At 59.9% G+C, this 19,535-nt stretch carries 28 protein-coding genes; 11 read left to right on the top strand and 17 right to left on the bottom strand.

Annotated features, from left to right (window positions below):
- Positions 1-2: 2 nt before the first annotated feature.
- The 16 genes from BLW24_RS16810 to BLW24_RS16735 form a co-directional block, all read right to left on the bottom strand.
- Positions 3-2,831 (bottom strand): motility hub landmark protein FimV, encoded by a 2,829-nt coding sequence (locus BLW24_RS16810; protein WP_090384392.1) that lies wholly within the window; start codon positions 2,829-2,831, stop codon positions 3-5.
- A gap of 154 nt (positions 2,832-2,985) precedes the next feature.
- A complete protein-coding gene (locus BLW24_RS16805) occupies positions 2,986-3,996 on the bottom strand; it encodes an aspartate-semialdehyde dehydrogenase (RefSeq protein ID WP_090384387.1) in 1,011 nt (336 codons plus the stop codon).
- Between the two features lie 144 nt (positions 3,997-4,140).
- Positions 4,141-5,253 (bottom strand): aspartate-semialdehyde dehydrogenase, encoded by a 1,113-nt coding sequence (gene asd / locus BLW24_RS16800; protein WP_090384382.1) that lies wholly within the window; start codon positions 5,251-5,253, stop codon positions 4,141-4,143.
- A 266-nt stretch (positions 5,254-5,519) separates the two neighbouring features.
- Positions 5,520-6,500: an IS5 family transposase gene (locus tag BLW24_RS16795; protein WP_090375326.1), complete on the bottom strand. Its 981-nt coding sequence runs from the start codon at positions 6,498-6,500 to the stop codon at positions 5,520-5,522.
- Between the two features lie 170 nt (positions 6,501-6,670).
- The gene (locus tag BLW24_RS16790) at positions 6,671-7,033 is read right to left on the bottom strand and encodes a Mor transcription activator family protein (protein ID WP_090384379.1); all 363 of its coding nucleotides are present in this window, start codon (positions 7,031-7,033) and stop codon (positions 6,671-6,673) included.
- Positions 7,030-7,479 carry a gp16 family protein gene (locus tag BLW24_RS16785; protein ID WP_244161183.1) on the bottom strand — a complete coding sequence of 150 codons (450 nt, stop codon included), beginning with the start codon at positions 7,477-7,479 and terminating at the stop codon, positions 7,030-7,032. Before BLW24_RS16785 ends, BLW24_RS16790 begins: the two co-directional genes overlap by 4 nt.
- Positions 7,476-8,024, bottom strand: a complete 549-nt coding sequence (locus tag BLW24_RS16780; protein WP_090384373.1) for a hypothetical protein — start codon at positions 8,022-8,024, stop codon at positions 7,476-7,478. Before BLW24_RS16780 ends, BLW24_RS16785 begins: the two co-directional genes overlap by 4 nt.
- A gap of 129 nt (positions 8,025-8,153) precedes the next feature.
- Complete coding sequence (locus BLW24_RS16775; protein ID WP_244161182.1) at positions 8,154-8,507, bottom strand: DUF2786 domain-containing protein; 354 nt, start codon at positions 8,505-8,507, stop codon at positions 8,154-8,156.
- Position 8,508: 1 nt separating this feature from the next.
- Positions 8,509-9,132 carry a DUF3164 family protein gene (locus BLW24_RS16770; protein ID WP_090384368.1) on the bottom strand — a complete coding sequence of 208 codons (624 nt, stop codon included), beginning with the start codon at positions 9,130-9,132 and terminating at the stop codon, positions 8,509-8,511.
- Positions 9,132-9,398, bottom strand: coding sequence for a hypothetical protein (locus BLW24_RS16765; RefSeq protein ID WP_090384365.1), 267 nt, complete (start codon positions 9,396-9,398; stop codon positions 9,132-9,134). The genes BLW24_RS16770 and BLW24_RS16765 overlap by 1 nt, the downstream gene beginning before the upstream one ends.
- Positions 9,395-9,670 carry a hypothetical protein gene (locus BLW24_RS16760; RefSeq protein ID WP_244161181.1) on the bottom strand — a complete coding sequence of 92 codons (276 nt, stop codon included), beginning with the start codon at positions 9,668-9,670 and terminating at the stop codon, positions 9,395-9,397. Before BLW24_RS16760 ends, BLW24_RS16765 begins: the two co-directional genes overlap by 4 nt.
- A 43-nt stretch (positions 9,671-9,713) precedes the next feature.
- Positions 9,714-10,967: an ExeA family protein gene (locus BLW24_RS16755; protein WP_244161180.1), complete on the bottom strand. Its 1,254-nt coding sequence runs from the start codon at positions 10,965-10,967 to the stop codon at positions 9,714-9,716.
- The gene (locus BLW24_RS16750) at positions 10,952-12,760 is read right to left on the bottom strand and encodes a transposase family protein (protein WP_244161179.1); all 1,809 of its coding nucleotides are present in this window, start codon (positions 12,758-12,760) and stop codon (positions 10,952-10,954) included. Before BLW24_RS16750 ends, BLW24_RS16755 begins: the two co-directional genes overlap by 16 nt.
- 17 nt (positions 12,761-12,777) lie before the next feature.
- Entirely contained in the window at positions 12,778-13,767 is a 990-nt protein-coding gene (locus BLW24_RS16745) for a hypothetical protein (protein ID WP_244161178.1), read from the bottom strand.
- A gap of 12 nt (positions 13,768-13,779) precedes the next feature.
- A complete protein-coding gene (locus BLW24_RS16740; protein WP_090384356.1) occupies positions 13,780-14,097 on the bottom strand; it encodes an IclR family transcriptional regulator in 318 nt (105 codons plus the stop codon).
- Entirely contained in the window at positions 14,094-14,573 is a 480-nt protein-coding gene (locus tag BLW24_RS16735) for a hypothetical protein (protein ID WP_090384352.1), read from the bottom strand. Before BLW24_RS16735 ends, BLW24_RS16740 begins: the two co-directional genes overlap by 4 nt.
- A gap of 126 nt (positions 14,574-14,699) precedes the next feature.
- Between BLW24_RS16735 and BLW24_RS16730 the strand changes: the two genes are divergently transcribed.
- Positions 14,700-14,915, top strand: a complete 216-nt coding sequence (locus BLW24_RS16730) for a hypothetical protein (protein WP_090384349.1) — start codon at positions 14,700-14,702, stop codon at positions 14,913-14,915.
- 99 nt (positions 14,916-15,014) lie between these two features.
- Here the strand turns inward: BLW24_RS16730 and BLW24_RS16725 are convergent, their stop codons facing one another.
- Entirely contained in the window at positions 15,015-15,248 is a 234-nt protein-coding gene (locus tag BLW24_RS16725; protein ID WP_090384345.1) for a DNA-binding protein, read from the bottom strand.
- Positions 15,249-15,539: 291 nt separating this feature from the next.
- Here BLW24_RS16725 and BLW24_RS25670 point away from each other — a divergent pair, with 291 nt between their 5' ends.
- The 10 genes from BLW24_RS25670 to BLW24_RS16675 all read left to right on the top strand — a co-directional run bounded on the left by BLW24_RS25670 (position 15,540) and on the right by BLW24_RS16675 (position 19,530).
- Entirely contained in the window at positions 15,540-15,767 is a 228-nt protein-coding gene (locus BLW24_RS25670; RefSeq protein WP_139272686.1) for a hypothetical protein, read from the top strand.
- A 10-nt stretch (positions 15,768-15,777) separates the two neighbouring features.
- Entirely contained in the window at positions 15,778-16,476 is a 699-nt protein-coding gene (locus tag BLW24_RS16715) for a hypothetical protein (RefSeq protein ID WP_244161177.1), read from the top strand.
- Positions 16,477-16,493: 17 nt separating this feature from the next.
- Entirely contained in the window at positions 16,494-17,018 is a 525-nt protein-coding gene (locus BLW24_RS16710; protein ID WP_090384335.1) for a hypothetical protein, read from the top strand.
- A 110-nt stretch (positions 17,019-17,128) separates the two neighbouring features.
- Positions 17,129-17,626 carry a structural protein gene (locus BLW24_RS16705; protein WP_090384330.1) on the top strand — a complete coding sequence of 166 codons (498 nt, stop codon included), beginning with the start codon at positions 17,129-17,131 and terminating at the stop codon, positions 17,624-17,626.
- Complete coding sequence (locus tag BLW24_RS16700) at positions 17,623-17,841, top strand: DUF7940 domain-containing protein (RefSeq protein WP_090384327.1); 219 nt, start codon at positions 17,623-17,625, stop codon at positions 17,839-17,841. Before BLW24_RS16705 ends, BLW24_RS16700 begins: the two co-directional genes overlap by 4 nt.
- The gene (locus tag BLW24_RS16695) at positions 17,838-18,026 is read left to right on the top strand and encodes a hypothetical protein (RefSeq protein WP_090384324.1); all 189 of its coding nucleotides are present in this window, start codon (positions 17,838-17,840) and stop codon (positions 18,024-18,026) included. Before BLW24_RS16700 ends, BLW24_RS16695 begins: the two co-directional genes overlap by 4 nt.
- On the top strand, positions 18,013-18,618 hold the full coding sequence (locus tag BLW24_RS16690; RefSeq protein WP_090384321.1) for a lysis protein: 606 nt from the start codon (positions 18,013-18,015) through the stop codon (positions 18,616-18,618). The genes BLW24_RS16695 and BLW24_RS16690 overlap by 14 nt, the downstream gene beginning before the upstream one ends.
- 6 nt (positions 18,619-18,624) lie before the next feature.
- The gene (locus BLW24_RS16685; protein ID WP_090382106.1) at positions 18,625-18,843 is read left to right on the top strand and encodes a TraR/DksA C4-type zinc finger protein; all 219 of its coding nucleotides are present in this window, start codon (positions 18,625-18,627) and stop codon (positions 18,841-18,843) included.
- Positions 18,840-19,232, top strand: coding sequence for a hypothetical protein (locus BLW24_RS16680; RefSeq protein WP_090382112.1), 393 nt, complete (start codon positions 18,840-18,842; stop codon positions 19,230-19,232). Before BLW24_RS16685 ends, BLW24_RS16680 begins: the two co-directional genes overlap by 4 nt.
- Entirely contained in the window at positions 19,222-19,530 is a 309-nt protein-coding gene (locus tag BLW24_RS16675; RefSeq protein ID WP_090382117.1) for a hypothetical protein, read from the top strand. The genes BLW24_RS16680 and BLW24_RS16675 overlap by 11 nt, the downstream gene beginning before the upstream one ends.
- Positions 19,531-19,535 lie beyond the last annotated feature (5 nt).

Raw genomic sequence — 19,535 nt, 5'->3', positions numbered from 1 at the left:
TATCAGACCAATTTAGCGATCAGCTCACGCGCTTCATTTTGCTGACCTTCGCTACCTTCGGCGATGACTTCATCGAGGATATCGCGAGCACCTTCGGTATCACCCATATCGATGTAGGCACGCGCCAGATCGAGCTTGGTTGCCGTCTCGTCGGTACCCGAGAGGAAGTCGAAGTCATCGTCATTATCCATGCTGGACGGAGCGGCACTGGCCGGCTCATCCAGGCCAGCTGGTTGATCCAGGTCATCAGACAGCAAATCCAGCTCAGCGCTGACGTCATCCAGTTGAGCAGCAAAGCTGTCGCTTGAGGACTGCACAGGCGCTTCATCATTTAGTGACAGATCGAAATCAGCCGACAGATCGAAATCACCGCTCGCCTGCTCATCCGGCAGATCAAAACCTGGCTCAGCCACAACCGGCGCCGCACTTGGCTCATCATCCAGACTCAGCAGTAAGTCATCTTCGGCAGCTGCTGCAGGCTTGGCCGGAGTATCCAGATCCAGACTGAAGTCAGCCAGATCGCCGCCCAGATCAAGACCGCTGTCGCCGCTTCCAGGCAGGCTCAGATCAAAACCCAGGTCGTCATCCTTGCTGTCGGCTTGCTCAACTGGCGAACTGAAATCCATATCGTCATCCAGTGACAAGCTATCCAGATCATCCAGCGAGGCAGTATTACCAGCAGCTTGCAGATCACGATCCAGTTCAGACTCAAGATCGTCCAGACTCAGATCGAACGCATCGTCCTGATCGCCAGTGGCCGCTTTCGGGCTAGGCTCGTCCAGGGCCAGATCGTCCAGACTGAAGCTGTCTAGATTCTCTTCAGCAGCAGCTGCTGCGGCAAAACCAGCGCCGGCAGCAACTGCCATGACCGGGTAGCGGGCCTTGATCTGATCAAGCTCGGCAGCACTGCCACCAATCTCACGCAGCTCGCTGTCCTGACGGGCGAAACCATTACGGTCACCCATCTCGGCGTAGACCTCCATCAATTTCAGACGCAGATCACTACGCTGCGGCTCATCATTGATGGCGCCTTGCAGCAATTCAGCAGCCTGAGGGAAGCGGCCATAGGCGATGTAAATATCCGCCTCACCCAGTGCATCGCCGGTTTGCGCAGTCACGCACTCTTCGCCAGGCAGATCAGCTTGCTGACTATCCAGATCATCAGCCATGCCAGCAAAGCTGTCATCCGGCAGGTCCAGACCAGCCCCCAGATCGGACGCCCCCTCATCAGCGGCCAGGCTTTCCTGCAATTCGGCTTCTTTCAGCGCATTGCGGCGCGACAGCATCATCAGCGCAACCAGCAATATAAGCAGTGCACCGCCGCCTGCAGCACCCAGCAACATCGGATTGGCCAACAGATCATCAATAGCACTGCTTTCAGCCTGCGGCTCGGCAACTACAGGCGCTTCGGCAACAGGGGCAGCAGGCGTGACCGGAGCTGGCTCGGGAGCAGCAATCGGAGCTGGCTCAACCGCAACAGGCGCTGCGGTCTCTGGCTGAGCAGCGGGCTCCTCGCTGTAATTAAAATCTGTCTCGCCGGTTGCAGCTGGCACAACCGGCGCCGCAGCCGCTGGATCTTGTGGCGCAGCTTCAGGAGCTGGTTCAACTGGTGCGACCGGGGTTTCAGCTACAGGAGCTTCCGGGACCGCGGGTGCAACAGCAGGCACCTGACCTTGCACAGCGAGATCAGCCTGCAACTTGGCCATTTGATCGTCTTTCAACTGGATCAGACGCTGCAGCTTGTCGAGCTGGCTCTGCAGATCCGTCATGCGGCCTTTCAGCTCGTCGTTTTCACGGCGGCTGGAATCCAGGCTCTCCTGGGTCACGGCCAATTTGTCAGTCAACGCTTTGCTGTCGGCGGCGCCCTTGTCGCTGCCGGCAGTAGCTTTACCGCTGTCAGCAGCAACCAGTTTCAGGCTATCGCCAGTTTCAACCTTGGCTGGAGTCGCGGCGGCGCTGGTGCGTTTGGTGGCATCCAGCTGACGGGCGCTGGCAGCTACACTGCGGCCTTCACGCCAGGCGGCATTCTGCTCGGCAACCTGAGCAAGGGCTTCACCCTGAGCACGACTCTTGACCTGCTGCTCATCAGGCAGACGCAGTACCTGGCCACTTTTCAGACGGTTGATGTTGCCGCCGATAAAGGCATCCGGATTCAAGTCCTGGATCGCCAACATGGCCTGATGCACGCTACCGCCGGCACGCGCACGCTGGGCAATTTCCCAGAGGGTGTCGTTGGCAGTGGTTTTGTATTCGTTGCCTTCCAGCGGCTTGGCTGCTGGGGCGGCAGGTGCTGCCGGAGCCGCTGGAGCGACCGGCTGAACCGCAGCAGTTGCTGGACGCGGCGCAGGTGCTGGAGCCTGTGCGCGGGGCGCTGGTGTCGGTGTTGCCACAGGCATCTGCGCGGTGGCAGGAATAACGCTCTGCGGGGTGTACAGCGGCGGATCAAGCAGCAGGGTGTATTCACGCAGCAAACGGCCATTCGGCCAGAGCACCTCAACCAAGAAGTTCAGGTACGGCTCACGCATTGGTTTGCTGGAGGTAACCCGAATGACGCTCTTGCCATTGGGTTTAAGTACCGGGGTGAACTTCAGGTCAGCCAGGAAGAACTGACGATCAACGCCGGCTTTATTGAATGCTTCCGGGGATGCCAGGGTCGGTATTACTTCGTTGGAAGCCAGGTCACGCACTTCCAGCAACTCAATCTCAGCCACCAAGGGCTGATTGAGCGCCGACTGCAGGGTAACTTCACCCAGCCCCAGCGCGTGCGCCATACCGGATGACAGCGCCGAAGCAGCTGCGATTGCCAGCACCAGTTTGCGAACCCGAACCATAGCGTTATCCCTTGTTTTATCTTTTTTTCTCGACCAGCGAGAGGATATTGAAAATTGCTGCCTGCCCCGTCCGAAGACGCAACCCCATTCAGCAATCAACTCAGCCAGTATTGCCAAGCTCGAAAGATTCTTCAAATTTCTAGGTAAGTATCTTTTACAGATAGTGTTTTATCAACAACTCGGCTAATTGCACAGCATTTAGCGCTGCGCCTTTTCTCACGTTATCAGACGTAATCCACAAATTGAGTTCAGCTGGATCAGCCAAACCGCCGCGGACTCGGCCAACATAGACCACATCCTGGCCTACTGCGTCGCCGACCGCAGTCGGATAATCATCCAACCCCACCAATTCCAGAGCCGCCGCGGCGTCCAGAGCGGCGTAGACCTGCTTCAGGTCGACGGCCGACTCGGCCTGCAGTGAAACACTCAGACTGTCGCCAAAAAACACCGGCACCTGGATGCAGGTCACTGCAGCCTGCAATTCAGGCAATCCCAGCAACTCCTTGAGCTCGTCAGCAACCTGCCGCTCCAACCCAGCATGCCCGGCACTATCCGTCTGCTCGACCTGCGCCAGCAGATTGAAAGCCATTTGCCGATCAAATAACTGCGGCTCGAACGCCCGACCATTAAGCAGCTCGGCGGTCTGCCTCGCCAACTCTGAAACCCCTTCCCGCCCGCGACTGGAGACTGCCAGGCATGCGGTCACTGTCACTCGGCGAATGCTGACCGACCCAGGTAACGCCGCCAGCACAGCTGCCAGCGCAATACCCGGAGCACTTGGGCTGGTCAACACGTAGGGGGCGGCCAAACTCGCCAATGCCTCAGGATTGACCTCAGGAATCACCCGTGGTGCCTGCGCGGCCGGCAAACCACTGGCCAGATCAATCACTGCGCAGCCAGCCGCAGCAGCTTGCGCGGCATACTTCTGCGTCACCTTGCTGCCAGCAGCCAAGAACACCAGCCGCACACTGGCAAAGTCGAAGGTTTCCAGGTCACGTACGCGCAGGTTCTTGCCCTTGTAGGACAAGGAACGCCCGGCCGATTCACCGCTGGCGACCAGATGCAGATTGGCCACCGGGAACTCGCGTTCTTCCAGCAGCTGCACCAGGGTTTCGCCAACACTGCCGGTGGCGCCGATTACGGCAATATCAAAAGTACGGGTCATGGCAAGGCTCGGATAAATAAGCCCAGCACTGTATAGCCGCACCCGCCAAATGCAAAGGAGCGGACTGCTGGACCCTCGATTTGACTCGAGTGCCCAACAGCCCGCCCCCTTTAGACAGCCTGCTTGCGTCTCAGCGCAGCGCGATTAACGCTCCAACAGGATGCGCAGCATGCGCCGCAGCGGCTCAGCAGCCCCCCACAGCAGCTGATCACCTACAGTGAACGCACCGAGGTACTGCGAGCCCATGTTGAGCTTGCGCAGACGACCGACCGGTACACTCAGAGTGCCGGTCACAGCGGTCGGGCCCAGTTCGCGGATGCTCGCTTCACGCTGGTTTGGCACCAGCTTGACCCAAGGGTTGTGCTGGCTGATCAGGCCTTCGATGTCCGACAGCGGCACATCCTTGTTCAGCTTGATGGTCAGCGCCTGGCTGTGGCAACGCATGGCGCCGATGCGCACGCACAGACCGTCGACCGGGATCGGGCTCTTGAAACGGCCAAGAATCTTGTTGGTTTCCGCCTGGCCCTTCCATTCTTCACGGCTCTGGCCGTTCGGCAGCTCCTTATCGATGTAGGGAATCAGGCTGCCGGCCAGCGGCACGCCGAAGTTGTCGACTGGGAACGACTCGCCGCGCATGGCTTCGGCCACTTTGCGGTCGATATCCAGGATTGCACTGGCCGGGTCAGCCAGTTCATCGGCTACCGAGGCGTTGATCGCGCCCATCTGCTTGATCAGCTCACGCATGTTCTGCGCGCCGGCGCCGGAAGCCGCCTGATAGGTCATGGCACTCATCCACTCGACCAGGCCTGCCTCGTACAGACCGCCCAGGGCCATCAGCATCAAACTGACGGTGCAGTTGCCGCCGATATAGTTCTTGGTGCCAGCATCGAGCTGCTGATCAATCACCTTGCGGTTGACCGGATCGAGCACGATGACCGAGCCGTCATCCATGCGCAACGACGAGGCGGCATCGATCCAGTAGCCCTGCCAGCCAGCTTCGCGCAGCTTGGGGAAGACTTCGCTGGTGTAGTCGCCACCCTGACAGGTCAGAATCACGTCCAGGCTTTTCAGCTCGTCAATGCTGTAGGCGTCCTTCAAAGGCGCCGTTTCCTTGCCAATAGAAGGGCCTTGGCCGCCGACATTGGAGGTGGTAAAGAACACCGGTTCGATCAAGTCGAAATCCTGCTCTTCCAGCATGCGTTGCATCAGCACGGAACCCACCATGCCGCGCCAACCGATCAGACCTACACGTTTCATAACCACTACACCTATATAAGCTGACCGTCGGAGATATCCGACGGGCCAGGAAGATTACCAGGCTGTTGAAAAACTACCTACGTTGCCATCACTGTGACCCAGACCGAGATAAATACTTAGGGATCCTCTGAAGTAGCCATGCATTTCTGGCTGACGTCAGCCTCTGCTGATTTCGAAAGTGATAAATCGATCAAAAACGATCAGATTACCGGCTCATTTCTGTGTTTTTAGCCGCCGCGAGCACCTCGCGGCAGCCATTTCCAGCATTACGGGCGCACCTCTCCTGCATTCGTCAGTAAATGTCGGCGCGCCATCCACAGATTTGACAGCGCGAATAAAGTCACCAGTTGCGCCGTGTTTTTGACCAGGCCACGGAAGCGCGTCTTCACATAACCGAACTGACGCTTGATCACCCGAAACGGATGCTCGACCTTGGCTCGCACTTGGGCCTTGGCCTTCTCGATTTTGCGCTTGGCTTTGTACAGCGCGCTGCGCTTACCGAGTTTCTTGTAAGTGCTACGCCGTGCTGCAACCTGCCAGATCACTTGACGGCCCTCATGCTCGGGGCGCTTCTCGACACCGGTATATCCGGCATCGGCCCCCACCATGTTTTCCTCGCCGTGCAGCAGCTTATCGACCTGGGTGACATCCGCCACGTTGGCGGCAGTACCCACCACGCTGTGCACCAAGCCAGACTCGTCATCCACCCCGATGTGCGCCTTCATGCCGAAGTAATACTGATTGCCTTTCTTGGTTGAGTGCATCTCAGGGTCACGCTTACCGTTCTTGTTCTTGGTTGAACTCGGCGCGTTGATCAGCGTGGCATCGACGATGGTGCCTTGGCGCAGCGACAAACCACGGTCACCCAGGTAGCCATTGATCACGGCCAGGATGCCGGCAGCCAGTTCGTGTTTTTCCAGCAAGCGGCGGAAGTTGAGGATGGTGGTTTCGTCAGGAATGCGCTCCAGAGTCAGCCCGGCAAACTGGCGTAGGATGGTGGTCTCGTACAGCGCCTCTTCCATCGCCGGATCGCTGTAACCGAACCAGTTTTGCATCAGATGCACTCGCAGCATCGCCATCAGCGGATAGGACGGTCGGCCGCCTTCACCCTTTGGATAATGCGGCTCGATCAAAGCGATCAACCCTTTCCATGGCACTACCCGATCCATCTCGATCAGGAACAATTCTTTGCGGGTCTGCTTGCGCTTGCCGGCGTACTCGGCGTCGGCGAAGGTCATCTGCTTCATCGGAAAACTCGGCGGGTGGAGTGCGGATATTTTGCCAAAATCAGGAAGTCTTTTTCAGACCATCCTTAGGGAAACCTGAGAAAAGTCCGAAACATAGCGAGACGGAACGAAACTAAACGGAATGGAGTTTGAAAAAGAGTTGCAGATAATGCAATGGAGAAAACGCCCGGTCAGGCGTCGCTGGCCGGGCTGAACATATCTACCTGACGACGCGCGATCTCCTCCTTCCGCACCGCCTTGATGATCTTGTAGACCCACTGTAGCGAAACGCCGAACTCGCGGGCCAGGTCGCTCTGGTTATGGCCGTTGAATTTGTCGTAGATCAGCCGATCACGCCGGCTCAGCTTGATCGACAGCCCCATCGGGAAGTAGATGTTCTGGCCACCCCAATGGGCAGCCATACGATCCGCGACCTCTTTGGCGACATGCTCAGCCTTGTCGTTGTCCAGGGCGATCAACTCGCCCAAGGCATGGGCGATGTGCTGGGTCAGATCGAGCAGAAGCTCGGGGCCCTTGCTGCGGAAGTCGCTCATACATTCTCCTCCTTAATAGCTGCGCGAGTAACGCGCAGTTGCCACTTCTTTAAATTCTCGATCACTTGGCTGGCCTGATCGCTGCTGAGCCACTGCAGGGCCTGTACGCCCGTCATCTTCAGGACGAACTTGGCCAGGGCTTCCTCGGACGGATCGCGCACCTCGCCCATGCCGTGCAGCGTCAGCCAGAGCGCGCGGATCTTCTTCGACTGATCGTCCGCTGCCAGGGGGCGCTGCTTCTTGCTTGGACGTACCTTGAAGCCGCGCTGCTTGAGCTGTTCCAAAACCCGGTACAGGTTTGGAACGCTGAGGTCGGCCGTCGAAGTTGCACCACCCAAACCCTTCATGCCGCTGAGCAGCAGACGGTAGGTGTCGTCATCCATGCACAGCTCGCGGCGGGCGACGTGGATCAGCTTGATCAGGCGCAGACGGTTATCGGCTTTCACGATGTTTCTCCCATCAGTTCAGCGACACGACGCTCGCCTTCTTCTTTAGTAAGGAGGCCAAGCATCACGTCGCTGTTGATGCGGCCGATCTGGTCTTGGCGTTGACTACGGACTGAGACAACCTGGCGTGGCTTGGCGGGTGCCGCCTGTTTGACCTGCTGAGGATCACTGGCAATGCCAAACACCACAGCGCGCAGGTAGTGATGGTTGTCCAACGGCAGGGATAGACGTTCGCGCTGGGTGAGCATCTGCTCGATGCCAGCAGCCCACAGAGCCGGGCTGGCTGGTTTGGATTCAGTGGTGCGGGCGTCGCGGGTGACGCTGCTGGCATTGACCAGCAGCATCAGTTCCTCGACCAGTTTGATCGCCTTGGTGGTGCGCAGGCCGCGCTTTGCCGGGCTGAACAACCGCAAGTAGGCCAGCACTGCGCGTCCGAGCCGTGGCTCCAGGTCGGCGAACAGAGCCGCCAACTGCTTGCCTTCGGCATCGGCGAAGCCGGCCTCGAACGGGAACTGCTCACCGCAGCATGGGCACTGGATGCGCATCGGATCAGGCCCCCGCTGTCAGTAGCGCACGTGGCTGGTGGTTCACGGCTTGGTGTAGCTGTGCCGACTTGCCAGCGCGATAGCCGGCCTCGGTGGCCACCTCGTCACGTGCTTTGAGCTTGCGACGCTTCAGCTTGGCCTGGCCGAGGTGTAGCCGGCCAGCTCAGGGGCTGCTGCGCAGCCGACGAAGATAAAGGACGCTGCCTCAATCCAGCCGCTGCGGATGATCAGGTGGGTACCGAATGCGTGACCGCAAACCTGGGCCAATCGAACCCGCCAGGCAGGCGGCTCGCCCTCGGAGCCTGCAAACACCTTCACCTCGCCCGCCATACTCGCAAGCACATCACCCAGCTCCAGGTTGTAGGCCTCCATTAGCTTGTGTGCCTGGCGCAGGGCGATCTCCGCTTCGTTGGGGTTGGCGGTCTTTGACTTCGCCATCTCCATGCACTTCTTGATCTTTTCGAGGATGCGTTCCTGATCCATCTCACACCGCCGCGATATTGAGGTTGATAGGGTCGTAGCGGTCGGTCTCACCGACACGCTGATAGACGCGGATGTAGACGGCGGTGCCGTTGACTTGGATGGAGTCCTTCAACGCTTCCATGGCGAGCTTCCAGTCGGGATCGTCGATCTCGATGCGCAGCAGGCTGAGGACGTCGCCGGTTTTGATCTGGCCCTGTTTGTTAGCGCGGAATGCGCGGTCAACCAGTACGCGCAAGTGGTTGTTGGCTCCCTCGCTCCATTTGCGGATGCAGCGGTCGATCAGTTCCTTGGCCGCGAGGATCTCCTCAGTGAAGCTCAGGCGCTCGGCCATCTGGCGTTCGACTTTGAACCGGCCGTCATAGGTGGTGATCGAGGCATTGCCCTTCTTGCCGCCGATGGTTACCCCGTACTTCTCATTCGAGATGGCGATCAGGTCGTCGATATCGGCCAGGGCTTTGGTCTTGAAACCGACCAGGGCCTTGTTGATATCCAGCGCCATGCGGGCCAGATCACCTGCCACCCCATCGCGCAGTTTGTCGTGCTCACGCACCTGGTGTTCAGGCACCAGGTGGCCTGCGCCATTGCGCACATAGCCGGCAGGTACCGGTGTTTGATTGGTATTCATCAGTGTTTCACTCCTGGTTGGCAGTGCTGCCGGTAGTGGTTGGCGAACTCGGAGACCTTCTGAGCGACAAGCCCGGCATCACCTGCGAGGTGCGCCTCGCACATCACTGCCAGCTCGGTGGTCAGTCCGTGAGTTCCGCGAGTGAGGCAATCCAACTGGTTGCCCAGCTGGATGATTTGCTGATTGGCCCGCTCCAGGGCTTCGCGCAGCTCCTGTGGGTCGGTGATCTGCTCGGGGTTGCAGAGGCTGATGCAGAGCACGTTCATGCGTCCTGCTCCTTCACCAGGGAGAACCACACAACGTCGATGCCACGGATGGTCACTGCGTTACGGGTGAAACGGCCTCGGGTGCGGTGCCGTTGGCCGCGCACTTCATGGGCGAAGCGGCGTACCAGCTGCTCAACACTTTCGAGCGAGATGGTGATGGTGTTGTCCAGGAAGGACATCGCCGTGATCTGCAGGCCGGCATCACGCACGGCGCGAGTCAGGTCGTTGAACTCCGTCAATTTCGGCAGGAACTCAGGTGCTGTGATGCTCATTGGACGCTGAACAGGTGGTGCTACAAGCTGAAGGCTGGCCATGTCACACCTCCCCGTCGCGCAGGGAGGCGATTACCAGCTCGCCGGTTACCTTGTTCTCGTGCAGCTTGACCGCCAGGTTCATCGCGCCGGAGACCAGGTTGTTCACCGCCAGCGGGTAACACAGGGAGATTGTCTTCACCTCGCGCGCTGCGCCGCGCCCACCGGTCATGGACATGCGCAGGCGGTTGCGGATCTCCTCAAAGGCGCAGGGCTCGAAGATCCCCTGGTAGTCCACCTCGATCCTGGCGAACTTGTGCTTGAGATAAGCCTCGACGTGGTTGTCCAGGGGCTTGAGGCGAACCAACTCGCAACGCTGAACCACCTCGCGCACCGCTGGGTTGTATTCGCTGAGCTTGTCGCCCAGTTCGGTCTGTCCGATCAGGATGAAGGCCAGCAGCTTCTTGAAGCCCATCTCCAGCTCGTAGAAGCGCTTGATGTGCTTTAGGGTGGTGATGGGCAGGCTGTGTGCCTCCTCGATAATCACCACATGTCGACGGCCGGCCTGGGCGCTGGACATCAGCAACTCGTGCATATGCCGCGAGCGGTCTTCCTGGCTGCGGCGTGGCTTAATGCTCGGGTCAATGTTGCGGATGATCGCAGCAGTGATATCGAGCGCCTTGAGCGTTTTACCCTTGACGTTGTCTTCTTCTACGCCGAGCACATAGGGCGGGATAACCGTGATGGGCTCACGGTTGACGTGAATCCACTCCAGCAGATCCTGGCGCAGAGTCGATTTACCCGCGCCGGACTCACCTACCACCGCCAACATGCCGCCGTGCTTGGCCGTCTGACGAATAGCCTGGCGCACATAGCGGATGTCATCGGACAAGAACACGTCTTCCTCTTCCTGCATCTCGTCCGTGAACGGGTCGCGGGGCAGACGGAAGTGTTCCTTGGCCTGGCGGGTCAGAGTGTTTTTTCGTAGTAGCATGTAGTCGCTCTCTTTGCTGTTGGCATTGCGGGGCACCGATGCAGCGCGGCCGACCAAGACTTGCGCTGCATCGGCTTCTTCCATCACGAACAAGTCGCGAATGTGGTCATCGTTCGCCCCTCGGGCGAACAGAAGCGTCGTGATCTGACGCTCCAAATTCAGGCGTTCCAAGGTCTTTGGCCACATGCCGTGGTTGACCAACTGGGCCATGGTGGATTGGCTGATGGACTCGCCATCAGGCTTCACGATGGCGTCGGCCATCTCCCGCTGGGAGATGTCGAGCTGCCACATGACACGCTTCAACTTCATCATCTGCTGCTGCATGACGTGCTCCTTAAACGGCCCGCAGGCCTGTGACATTGGAGGCCGGGGCAACGGCTGCCGGCCGGGTGAACTGTTCGATCAAGGCGTTGACCTGGTCTTCCGGCACGCCCTCCTTGAAGGTGCTGCGTAGCCAGGTGTTCTCGGCCTGGGTGAGGCTGCGGCCGATGGCCGATGGCCGTGACGATGCGCTGCATGGCCTGCAGGGCCGACAGCTTTGGCATGTCGTTGCGCAGGTGCTCCGGGGTTTCGATGGTGCTGCCCTGGCGCGGCAGGTAGGTCGGAAGCTCGATGTCCTTGAGGTGCTCGTGCGAGTCGAGCTTGCCGCCGAAGGGGGTGACCTGCTTGCTGCGGGCCTGCTTGGCGTCCTGCGCCGGGTAGGCCAGTTCGTCCATGACCTTGGCTGCCTTCTCGATAGCTGTTTCCGGCTGAGACTTGTATTCCTGGCCGGGGATAGCCGCGTCCAGGCGCTGACCGAACACGTCATAGCCACGGATCGGCTCGACGCGGTAAGTCAGCATCTCGCCGTCATAACGTGGTGCCTCGATCTGGATGGCGCAGTCGCCGTAGGCCAGACCGCGCACGCTCACCTTGGCCCCGACGACGATGCCGTCCAGGCCGCGCAGGTCGTAGAACATCCGGGCTTCGGCGTTCTGGTGCTTGAAGCTGATGGTCATGTCCGAGCGCACCGTGCGCTCCTCTTCGCGGCTGGTCATCAGCGCGCGGCACACCGCCACATCCGGCAGCAGGCGTAGCTGCTCGGCGCGGATCAGCTGCCAGAGGTCATAACGCGCCACCGGCTCCACCAGCCCGGCACGACGCAGGCGGGTGTCCTGGCCGGGGATCAGGTTGGCGTTGTAGGCCTCAGCCCAGGCCAGGGCCGCAGCGTTCAGCTCGGCGATATCGTTGACCGGCTGGAAGCGCAGGCGGCTCTCGAACTGGGTCTCGACGATGTTGTTGCCACCCTCGACGCCACCCTTGGCCCGTGCGTTGCCGGCCTCGTGCTCCAGCGGGGTCACTTCCAGGTGCTTGAGCAGATTCTTGATTGCGCTGCTGGTGTTGGCCGAGCCCTTGTCCCAGAGCAGGAACAGCGGCACGCCATGGAGCAGCGAGCCAGCGTCCTTGCTCCAGGCAAACATCAGGAAGTCGAACAGGCTGTGCTGGTTCTCGCCTGCGGCTTCGCAGTACCACACCTTCAGGGCACCGCTGGCTCGGTCGTACATGACGTAGCGCCAGACCTTCAGCTTCACCTTGGCGAAGTTTTCCAACTTGTTTTTGTAGAACTCACTGTCGCGCATGATGTGCTGGCGACCCTTGAGGTAGTACACCAGGCACAGTGAAGGGTCGACCTCGTGCAGGTAGTTCGGGTGTGGCGCACGCAGGGCCTGCACCGGGCTGGCATTGCGCTGCGAGGTAACGTCCAGGCTGCGCGCCCGAATCAGCCGGTTCAGGTGGCCGTTGCTCACACCCAGCTGGATGCCGTTCTGCTCCAAGATGCTGCGTGCGGCCGGGGTGAACAGCGTTTGCTTGCCGTTCTCCCGCACACCCTCACGCTGCGCAGCGCCCAGCATCTGCAGAGCGTCACCGGCCACGCTGGTCTTGCCCTTGTCAGCGCGGGTCTTGCGTCCGGCATCCCAGCCGCAAGCCAGTTTCAGTTGGCGGTAAATGGTCGCACTCGACCAGTCGAGGAACTCCTGGGCGGCAGCCATCAGCGGCCCGCGCTCGCCATGCCCGGAGGCATCCAGCTTGCGCGCCAGCTCACACAGGTAATCCCGAATATCAGGCGTCAATGCCATGTCTGCCGCTCCGCTCATCACTCGCCTACTTGCAGCAGGTGCTGCCGTGCCTGGGCCAGATCGGCACCGAAGCGGTTCTGCAGGTCATTCATGGCACCTGCCACCAGGTGCGCAGTGCGCTGGATGGCATCCTCCAGATGCACCAGAACGGTCAGCGCTTCAGGCGGCAGATCGACCGGGGACTCGGGGTCGTAGTCCGGGCGCGAGGTCAGCTCATTGGTCAGCCAGGCATCCAGGGCGTCGACGGCCTGCAGGTGGCGCGCGAGGGATTCGTCGATCAGGCACTGGCGAGCGGTGATCTCTTCCTTCAGCGGTGCGATGCGCTCATCCCAGGGCAGCGTGCGCAGCAGGTTGCGCTCCAGTTCCAGCTTGGTGTCACGCAGCTTCTTGCTGGTGTCGGCTTCCATTTTCGACAAAGCGTCGTAGTCGGCCTGGCTGTCTTCGAGCTTCTTGCTCAGCTCGGCCTTCTCGGCGGCATGCTTGGTGATGATCTCCTCGGCCAGCTCGACGAAGGCGTCCTTGTCACCGGTCTTGGCGACCTCGATCAGGGCTGCTTGCTGATCTTCAGGCAGGCGTCGGTATTGGCGCATCTCGCGATAGCCGATGCCCATGCGAGACATGGATTCAAGGGCTTCTTCGCCGAAGGTGCGGAGGTTGGCGATATCGCGGTCTACTTGCTCACGCGAGCGGCCTAGCAGATCGCAGAACTCTTCCCAAGTACCGGTTAAGAACTGGTCACCGTGACCGCTTTTAATTCCCTTTAAAGCCCGGTACAGCTTGTTTTCTTTGACATAGGCCAGCTTAGAAGTGGTCACCGTGACCGAAAATTTGGCATATGCGTCAGCCATCTGTGCCTGGCCGAGCAGTTGGTTTACTAGGTCGCGCTCCTCCTGCATACCTTGGGCAATCGTACCGAGCATACCCAGGGTGCCGGCTTCCTCTTGCAACGCCTCCGGGCTGATCTCGGCCATGGGAGTGAACTCCGTGGTGGTCTTTTGGCGGGCCATATGTGGTCTCTCTTAATTGGGGTTACGGGTGAAGCGCTGGCGGCGCTCGTCCAGTTCGCGCTTGGCTTTCTGCAGGGCGCTGTCGAAGGCAAAAGCGATCTGCACCAGGCGCGGGCCAAGCATCCAACGCTTGTCGTCATAGGCGCTGCGCTCTGCGAACCCTGCTGTGCGCAGGTTTTCCAAAGCACGCAGGGCATTGCTCTCGGTGCAGTCGGCGGCGGTGGCCACCTCTTTCAGCAACATTCCGCGGAACTCATTGCCACCCAGGGCCAGCACTACGCGTAGCACCCGCTGCACCTGGTCCGAGGTGTATTTGTCTTCACTGCTCATGGCTTCTCTCCAAGTTCAAGTTGCGGCTGGGCGTGCTGTTGCACGTTGCCCCGGTGCCAAGCCAGCTCTTCAAGGCCGGCCTGGATGGCAGCCAGGGTGGCGCTGGCTTCGGCGTTGTCCGAGTAGAAGCCCATCAGCTGGCCTGTGGCCTCATGGAGGGTGGCCTGCAAGGTCTGGATGTCGTGGGCGCTGGTGGTACGCCCGGTGGGCACGTCGATCAGCAGCTTGCCGCCGCTGCCGGCCAGCCAGCGGGTGACCAGGTTGATGCCGCAGGCTTGCTCATAAGCCGGGAGCAGCACAGCCGGCATGCGGCCGTTGGCGATCCACTTGTAGAGCGTCCAGTGGTCATCCAGGCCCATCAGCGCAGCGATGCGCTCGATGCTGAAGTTGAAGCGCTCCTTGGCGTGCTGCTGGCACAGCTTGAGGGCGTCGCGCAGCGTGATCGGCTGGACGCGTTTCCATTGTGCTGGGGTCATTGGAAGGCCCTCCGCTGATGTGCTGGAACGCCTTCCAAACAAAGGCCGGGTTTGCGCATTGGCAATGGCCTTGTGCCATGCACAATTGAATGAGGTAAATTGACTGACAGAACAGGTACTATCGCGATGGACGAACAAGAGCGGCTGGACAGGCAAGGCGGCAACTTGGCGGCTCTAGAAGGGGCTTTTGCCCTGCTGGTGGGGCACTTGACCAAGACCGGAGCGGTAAACAAAACGGCGCTCATTGCTGATCTCCAGCGGCTGTCGGAGCTGCCAGGGAAAGATCAAGAGACGCTGACGGCTGAGCTGCGCTTGCTGCGCATGATTCGCCAGGTGCACTGAGAGTGATGCCTCTCGGTTGCTTACCGTTGGCCAGCAGACACTCTTGTTGCATCTGGCCCAGGTACTGGATGGTTTGATCGCAGAGGTTCATGGCGGGCCTCAAGCAACAAAGCGACTTTCAAGTGCGGTAGCCGGGTCTTTGCAGATCTCGCCGTCCTTGAGGCCGAGCTTGATGGCGATCTCGTGAGCCTGGCCACGGACGCACTTCTTGCGGCCACCCAGCACCTCGAAAACGAGGTTGGGCGAGAACTTGTTAGCGATTGCCCATTGGGTAATCGAGATGCCCTTGGCTTTCAGCTCGGCTCGGGCTTGGTCTGGGGTACGTAGCTCCATGATGGAACTCCTTTTGAGGGGGTCTGGCGCCTGTATCGGTGCCGCTTTAGTTGCCGTTCGTGGTGGGACGGTGTGGATTAATAATGGTGTAAGGGTTACACAGTGCCAAGCAATTCAGTGGAAGCTATACACATCCACCTGCGCGATGAGCTTGACCGTCTCGGGCTTTCGCTTGCGGACGCCTCGCGAGTTATCGGCGAATCAACTAGTCAGGGTTTGCGCGATGTTTGTTCAGGTAGAAAGCGAGCTACTGCAGAGTTAATCGGCCGCTTGGCAGTTACCGGAGTCGATGTGGTATTCGTCCTGACAGGGCAGCGTTCAGTCGGTGCGACCCCGCAACTCCCTCCCGACGAGCAGTTGCTGCTCGACAGCTATCGCGGGCTCAGTGCAGCCAAGAAAAAGCAGCTACTCGCATCCCTGCTGACAGGTGATGTAGCGAAGAAGCCAGCTAAGAGTGGCGGTGGCGTTGTGGTCACCGGCTCGGGAAATAAGACAGCAGGTAGGGACTATCACGAGTAAGGAGCAGTTCGTGAGCGACAATGACATTGAGGTAGATGGCGAGAAAAATAGAGTCGCGGGCCGCGACCTCTACGAGTTCAACTTCGACAGCCGGGGCGATGGTAAACAACCTACTTCACTGCCTGGCATCAAGATCAAGACCAAGACCAAGACCAACACAGGCAACATCAATTTTGGTACCCAGCTCACCATCGGTGAGCGGGTGGATGAGCGAGCCCTGCTGCCGGCCCAGCGCAAGGAATTGCATCAACTGCGTGCTCAGTGCGAAGAGCTGGGGGATGATCCGCGTGATGTCTGGCGTGAGGTGCACACCCAGCTCAGCGTGACCGGTCTGGACGAGGTAACCGCGACCCAGTTTGTCCAGGCCAAGGGTGTTATCCAGGCACGACTTGAGCGCCTGCAGGAAGAGGCCGATAGGAAGAGACTGATCTCCAAAATCCTGCGGGCGGCTGACGAAAAAGATGCTCGGCATGCGTTGAGCAATTTCTGTGAGCTTACCTTCGGGCGTACCCAGCTCAACCTGCTCAAGCGCTCGGAACTGCCCAAGGTGCTGGAGTTCATCTTGCAGTTCGAGGCCAAGCCAGTTGTGGCAAGTGCGGCCCCGCCCACGGCGTCGAAGATGGAACTGAGGGAGTTTCTGATCACCTACCGCTGGAATGCAGCGGGCCTTTTTATATTTGGGCTGCTTGTTGGCGGTCTTTGGTTTTGATTGAAAGGAGTATCAGCATGAAAAAATGGAATCTCGCATTTGCTGTCATGGCCATCTCAGCCCTTTCAGGCTGTGGCGACGCGCCACCAAAAACGCTAGAAGAGATCAATCGACATATCAGCAGCGTGTCCACAACCCAACTGGATGGGGTGAGTGCGTTGGTGTTTAGCCTGGACTCCAAAATGGGCTACGACGGGGCGTCTTTTTTCTTTATGGCATCCGACGAAGCGAACAGGATATTGCCAAAACTGATCAAGTACTTCCCTGAGCAAAACCCTGATGTAGTTGCGTTTACGCTTAACGGTAAGTTGGTTGATAAGTATGGCAACGAAAAGGACTCACCTGTCATCCAGCTGGCGTTCAAGATGGATGAGGTCAAAAAGGTGAACTATGAAACAGGCCAGTTCACTAACTGGGATCTCCTGGAGCTGATGGACAATATCGAGTTCTTGAATCCGGCCGGTGCATCTATCGTGCGGGAATACTGCACTGACGATAGCAATGCCAAACACGCAGCTCGATTCTGCAGCGGGATCATCTAAGACTCCTCTTTAAACCGGATTAAAAGCCCTCCTGCAGCACGCCGCCGATTATGGCGGCGTGTTCGTTTCTGGCGCTCGGTCTTCCTGAGCGCCCAGCAGCAGGAGGCGCTATGCGACCTGAAACCCCTCGCGGTATCCGCAACTTCAACCCTGGCAACATCGACCGCGTGGCCGGTGTGCGTTGGCAGGGACAGGCCACTGACCAGAGTGGCGATCCTCGCTTTGTCGTGTTCAACGGCCCTCGTTGGGGTGTCCGTGCCATCGCTCGGGTTTTGATCACTTACCAAGATAAGCGCCGCGCCAAAGACGGCAGCCGCATTGACTCAGTGCGCGAGTTCATCGAGCGCTGGGCCCCGGCTGTTGAAAACGACACCAGCGCTTATGTCAAAGTTGTAGCCAGCGCACTGGGCGTAGGCCCCGACGACGAGACCGTCGACGTCTACCGCTACGAAACGATGCGCACCCTGGTGCTGGCCATCATCCGCCACGAGAACGGCCCAGGGCCGCTGCCAGGTGGTGCCTGGTACGGCGACACAATCATCGTTGATGGCCTGGCCTTGGCTGGCATCGTGCCCGGTGTACAGCACGGCAAGGCGGTGGCGGCATGAAGCTGATCGCCGAGTGGCGTCGTTGCCACACCTTCTACAGCGTGCAACTGGCGGCGCTGATCGCTCTGTTTGGCTTCCTGCAGGTCACGCTGCTGCCGATCTGGCAGGCGCAACTGTCCCCGACTGCCTACGCCACCCTCAACAGCGTGCTGGCCTGCTTGCTGTTTATCGCCCGCCTGGTCAAGCAGGGGCCGGAACAGGAGCCGCCACAATGATGCGCTGCCTGTTCGGCCGCCTCCTGGTGGCCATCGCCGATCTGCTGCCAAGGCCCTGGATGTCCAGTGTCCGTTATCTGCAGGAGTGGCCCCAGGTGCGCCCCGGCAAGTCGGGTGTGGCAGCTGCTCGCCGCGCCGCCCGCAAGGCACGCAATCGCCGGAGGCAGCGCCATGGTCGGGCTTAAGAATCTGCCACAACAGCTGCTGCTCGGCCTGCTGGCCTGCCTGCTCTGTGCCTGCGCAGCCGGTGCCATCGGCTACGGCTTCGGTGCCCGTCATGCCGAGGCCCTGGGGAATGCCAGCCTGGATCGCCTCAAGGCCGAGCACGCCGAGCAGGCACGACTGGTGGCCATCGACAGCCGCGTGCAGCTTTTGCAGCAAGTCGAGCGCGCCAACCAGGCCGAAGAGAAGCTGCTCGGCCAGCAGTCCGGGCACGACCAGGAACACCAACAGCTCAAGGAGCGCATCCCCCATGTCACGACTGTCTATCGGCCGGCACCAGCTGCTGCGCCTGTTGTTATCCCTCGCTGCGTGTTCACTGCTGGCTGGGTGCGCGACTTCAACCTCGCCCTCGGTGCCGGTTTGCCCACCGCAGAAATCAGCGCCGCTGCCTCCGGCACTGCTCAAGCGGCCTGGCCCACCCCCGGTGCTAACGCCGAACTACTGGAAAGCGGTGTCACTCCAGCAGACATCCTGGCCCACGCCCAGGACTACGGCCGCTGGGCCCGCAACAACCTCTCCCAACTCAACGCCTTGCTCGATCTGCAAAAGGACTAACACCACATGGATGTAGCTGACCTCGCGCAAGACAACGACTTCACCGAAGCCGCCCTGCGTGCCCACGAGTCTGGTTTGCAACGGCGCTCCGGCCCCTCGGCGATGCGCTGTGAAGAGTGTGGCGATGCCATCGACGAGCGCCGCCGTCAGGCCGAGCCTGGCACCCACCACTGCACCGAATGCAAGTCCACCCTGGAACAGCTGAGCAAGCGAGGCCTGCGATGAATATATCCGTTGAATTCTGGCAACTCGTCAGCTTGCTGCTGGGCTTCTTCGCCTTTCTGGGGGCTGCCGGAAAGATGCTCCTGGGACAGATTGATCAGCGCCTGGAAACCCGCTTCGCGTCCATGGAAGAGGCCCGCAAGCTCAGCACCCTGCACTGGGATTCGCGCTTTTCTGCCTTGCTGAATCAGTCCAAGGAAGACGCCGATGCCGTGCGCCAACTTGAACGTGACCTGATGGAACTGCGCGCCGAGCTGCCTGAGCGCTACCTGCGCCGAGAAGATTACATCCGTGGCCAAAGCATCATCGAAGCCAAGCTCGATGGCCTGACCATGAAAATTGAGAACGCCCAAATGCGCGTACTACTGAACGGAGGCAACCATGCAACTTGACCTAGCCAAAACCCGGCGCGAAAGCCTGCGCTGGCTGATCATCCTGACCCTGAACAATGCCCGCCCGGTAGGGGCATTCGAGGGGCCGATTCTGTTCGTGGCGCAGAGCGAGTATCCAGACGCCACTCCGCTGGAGATTCGCCGCGAGCTGGATTACCTGGCCGACCGGGGGCTGTTGCGTCTGGAAAAACAGCCCAGCGGCAAGTGGTTCGCCGACCTGACTCGCTACGGTACCGACATGGCGGAATACACCATCGACTGCGCTCCCGGCATCGCCCGGCCGCAGAAGTACTGGTGACCGCC

This window comes from Pseudomonas anguilliseptica, from assembly GCF_900105355.1.
Lineage (GTDB): Bacteria > Pseudomonadota > Gammaproteobacteria > Pseudomonadales > Pseudomonadaceae > Aquipseudomonas > Aquipseudomonas anguilliseptica.
This window is presented reverse-complemented; position numbering and strand designations above follow the sequence as displayed.

What these genes read in the sequence shown, in the direction of transcription:
- BLW24_RS16770 (WP_090384368.1), bottom strand. Translation starts at nt 9,132, where the DNA reads ATGAATACCAATCAAACACCGGTACCTGCCGGCTATGTGCGCAATGGC.
- BLW24_RS16680 (WP_090382112.1), top strand. Translation starts at nt 18,840, where the DNA reads ATGAATATATCCGTTGAATTCTGGCAACTCGTCAGCTTGCTGCTGGGC.
- BLW24_RS16765 (WP_090384365.1), bottom strand. Translation starts at nt 9,398, where the DNA reads ATGAACGTGCTCTGCATCAGCCTCTGCAACCCCGAGCAGATCACCGAC.
- BLW24_RS16810 (WP_090384392.1), bottom strand. Translation starts at nt 2,831, where the DNA reads ATGGTTCGGGTTCGCAAACTGGTGCTGGCAATCGCAGCTGCTTCGGCG.
- BLW24_RS16730 (WP_090384349.1), top strand. Translation starts at nt 14,700, where the DNA reads ATGGACGAACAAGAGCGGCTGGACAGGCAAGGCGGCAACTTGGCGGCT.
- BLW24_RS16690 (WP_090384321.1), top strand. Translation starts at nt 18,013, where the DNA reads ATGGTCGGGCTTAAGAATCTGCCACAACAGCTGCTGCTCGGCCTGCTG.
- BLW24_RS16740 (WP_090384356.1), bottom strand. Translation starts at nt 14,097, where the DNA reads ATGAGCAGTGAAGACAAATACACCTCGGACCAGGTGCAGCGGGTGCTA.
- BLW24_RS16710 (WP_090384335.1), top strand. Translation starts at nt 16,494, where the DNA reads ATGAAAAAATGGAATCTCGCATTTGCTGTCATGGCCATCTCAGCCCTT.
- BLW24_RS16755 (WP_244161180.1), bottom strand. Translation starts at nt 10,967, where the DNA reads ATGCAGCAGCAGATGATGAAGTTGAAGCGTGTCATGTGGCAGCTCGAC.
- asd (WP_090384382.1), bottom strand. Translation starts at nt 5,253, where the DNA reads ATGAAACGTGTAGGTCTGATCGGTTGGCGCGGCATGGTGGGTTCCGTG.
- BLW24_RS16760 (WP_244161181.1), bottom strand. Translation starts at nt 9,670, where the DNA reads ATGAGCATCACAGCACCTGAGTTCCTGCCGAAATTGACGGAGTTCAAC.
- BLW24_RS16780 (WP_090384373.1), bottom strand. Translation starts at nt 8,024, where the DNA reads ATGCGCATCCAGTGCCCATGCTGCGGTGAGCAGTTCCCGTTCGAGGCC.
- BLW24_RS16685 (WP_090382106.1), top strand. Translation starts at nt 18,625, where the DNA reads ATGGATGTAGCTGACCTCGCGCAAGACAACGACTTCACCGAAGCCGCC.
- BLW24_RS16725 (WP_090384345.1), bottom strand. Translation starts at nt 15,248, where the DNA reads ATGGAGCTACGTACCCCAGACCAAGCCCGAGCCGAGCTGAAAGCCAAG.
- BLW24_RS16795 (WP_090375326.1), bottom strand. Translation starts at nt 6,500, where the DNA reads ATGAAGCAGATGACCTTCGCCGACGCCGAGTACGCCGGCAAGCGCAAG.
- BLW24_RS16750 (WP_244161179.1), bottom strand. Translation starts at nt 12,760, where the DNA reads ATGGCATTGACGCCTGATATTCGGGATTACCTGTGTGAGCTGGCGCGC.
- BLW24_RS16735 (WP_090384352.1), bottom strand. Translation starts at nt 14,573, where the DNA reads ATGACCCCAGCACAATGGAAACGCGTCCAGCCGATCACGCTGCGCGAC.
- BLW24_RS16775 (WP_244161182.1), bottom strand. Translation starts at nt 8,507, where the DNA reads ATGGATCAGGAACGCATCCTCGAAAAGATCAAGAAGTGCATGGAGATG.
- BLW24_RS16790 (WP_090384379.1), bottom strand. Translation starts at nt 7,033, where the DNA reads ATGAGCGACTTCCGCAGCAAGGGCCCCGAGCTTCTGCTCGATCTGACC.
- BLW24_RS16745 (WP_244161178.1), bottom strand. Translation starts at nt 13,767, where the DNA reads ATGGCCCGCCAAAAGACCACCACGGAGTTCACTCCCATGGCCGAGATC.
- BLW24_RS16805 (WP_090384387.1), bottom strand. Translation starts at nt 3,996, where the DNA reads ATGACCCGTACTTTTGATATTGCCGTAATCGGCGCCACCGGCAGTGTT.
- BLW24_RS16675 (WP_090382117.1), top strand. Translation starts at nt 19,222, where the DNA reads ATGCAACTTGACCTAGCCAAAACCCGGCGCGAAAGCCTGCGCTGGCTG.
- BLW24_RS16705 (WP_090384330.1), top strand. Translation starts at nt 17,129, where the DNA reads ATGCGACCTGAAACCCCTCGCGGTATCCGCAACTTCAACCCTGGCAAC.
- BLW24_RS16700 (WP_090384327.1), top strand. Translation starts at nt 17,623, where the DNA reads ATGAAGCTGATCGCCGAGTGGCGTCGTTGCCACACCTTCTACAGCGTG.
- BLW24_RS16695 (WP_090384324.1), top strand. Translation starts at nt 17,838, where the DNA reads ATGATGCGCTGCCTGTTCGGCCGCCTCCTGGTGGCCATCGCCGATCTG.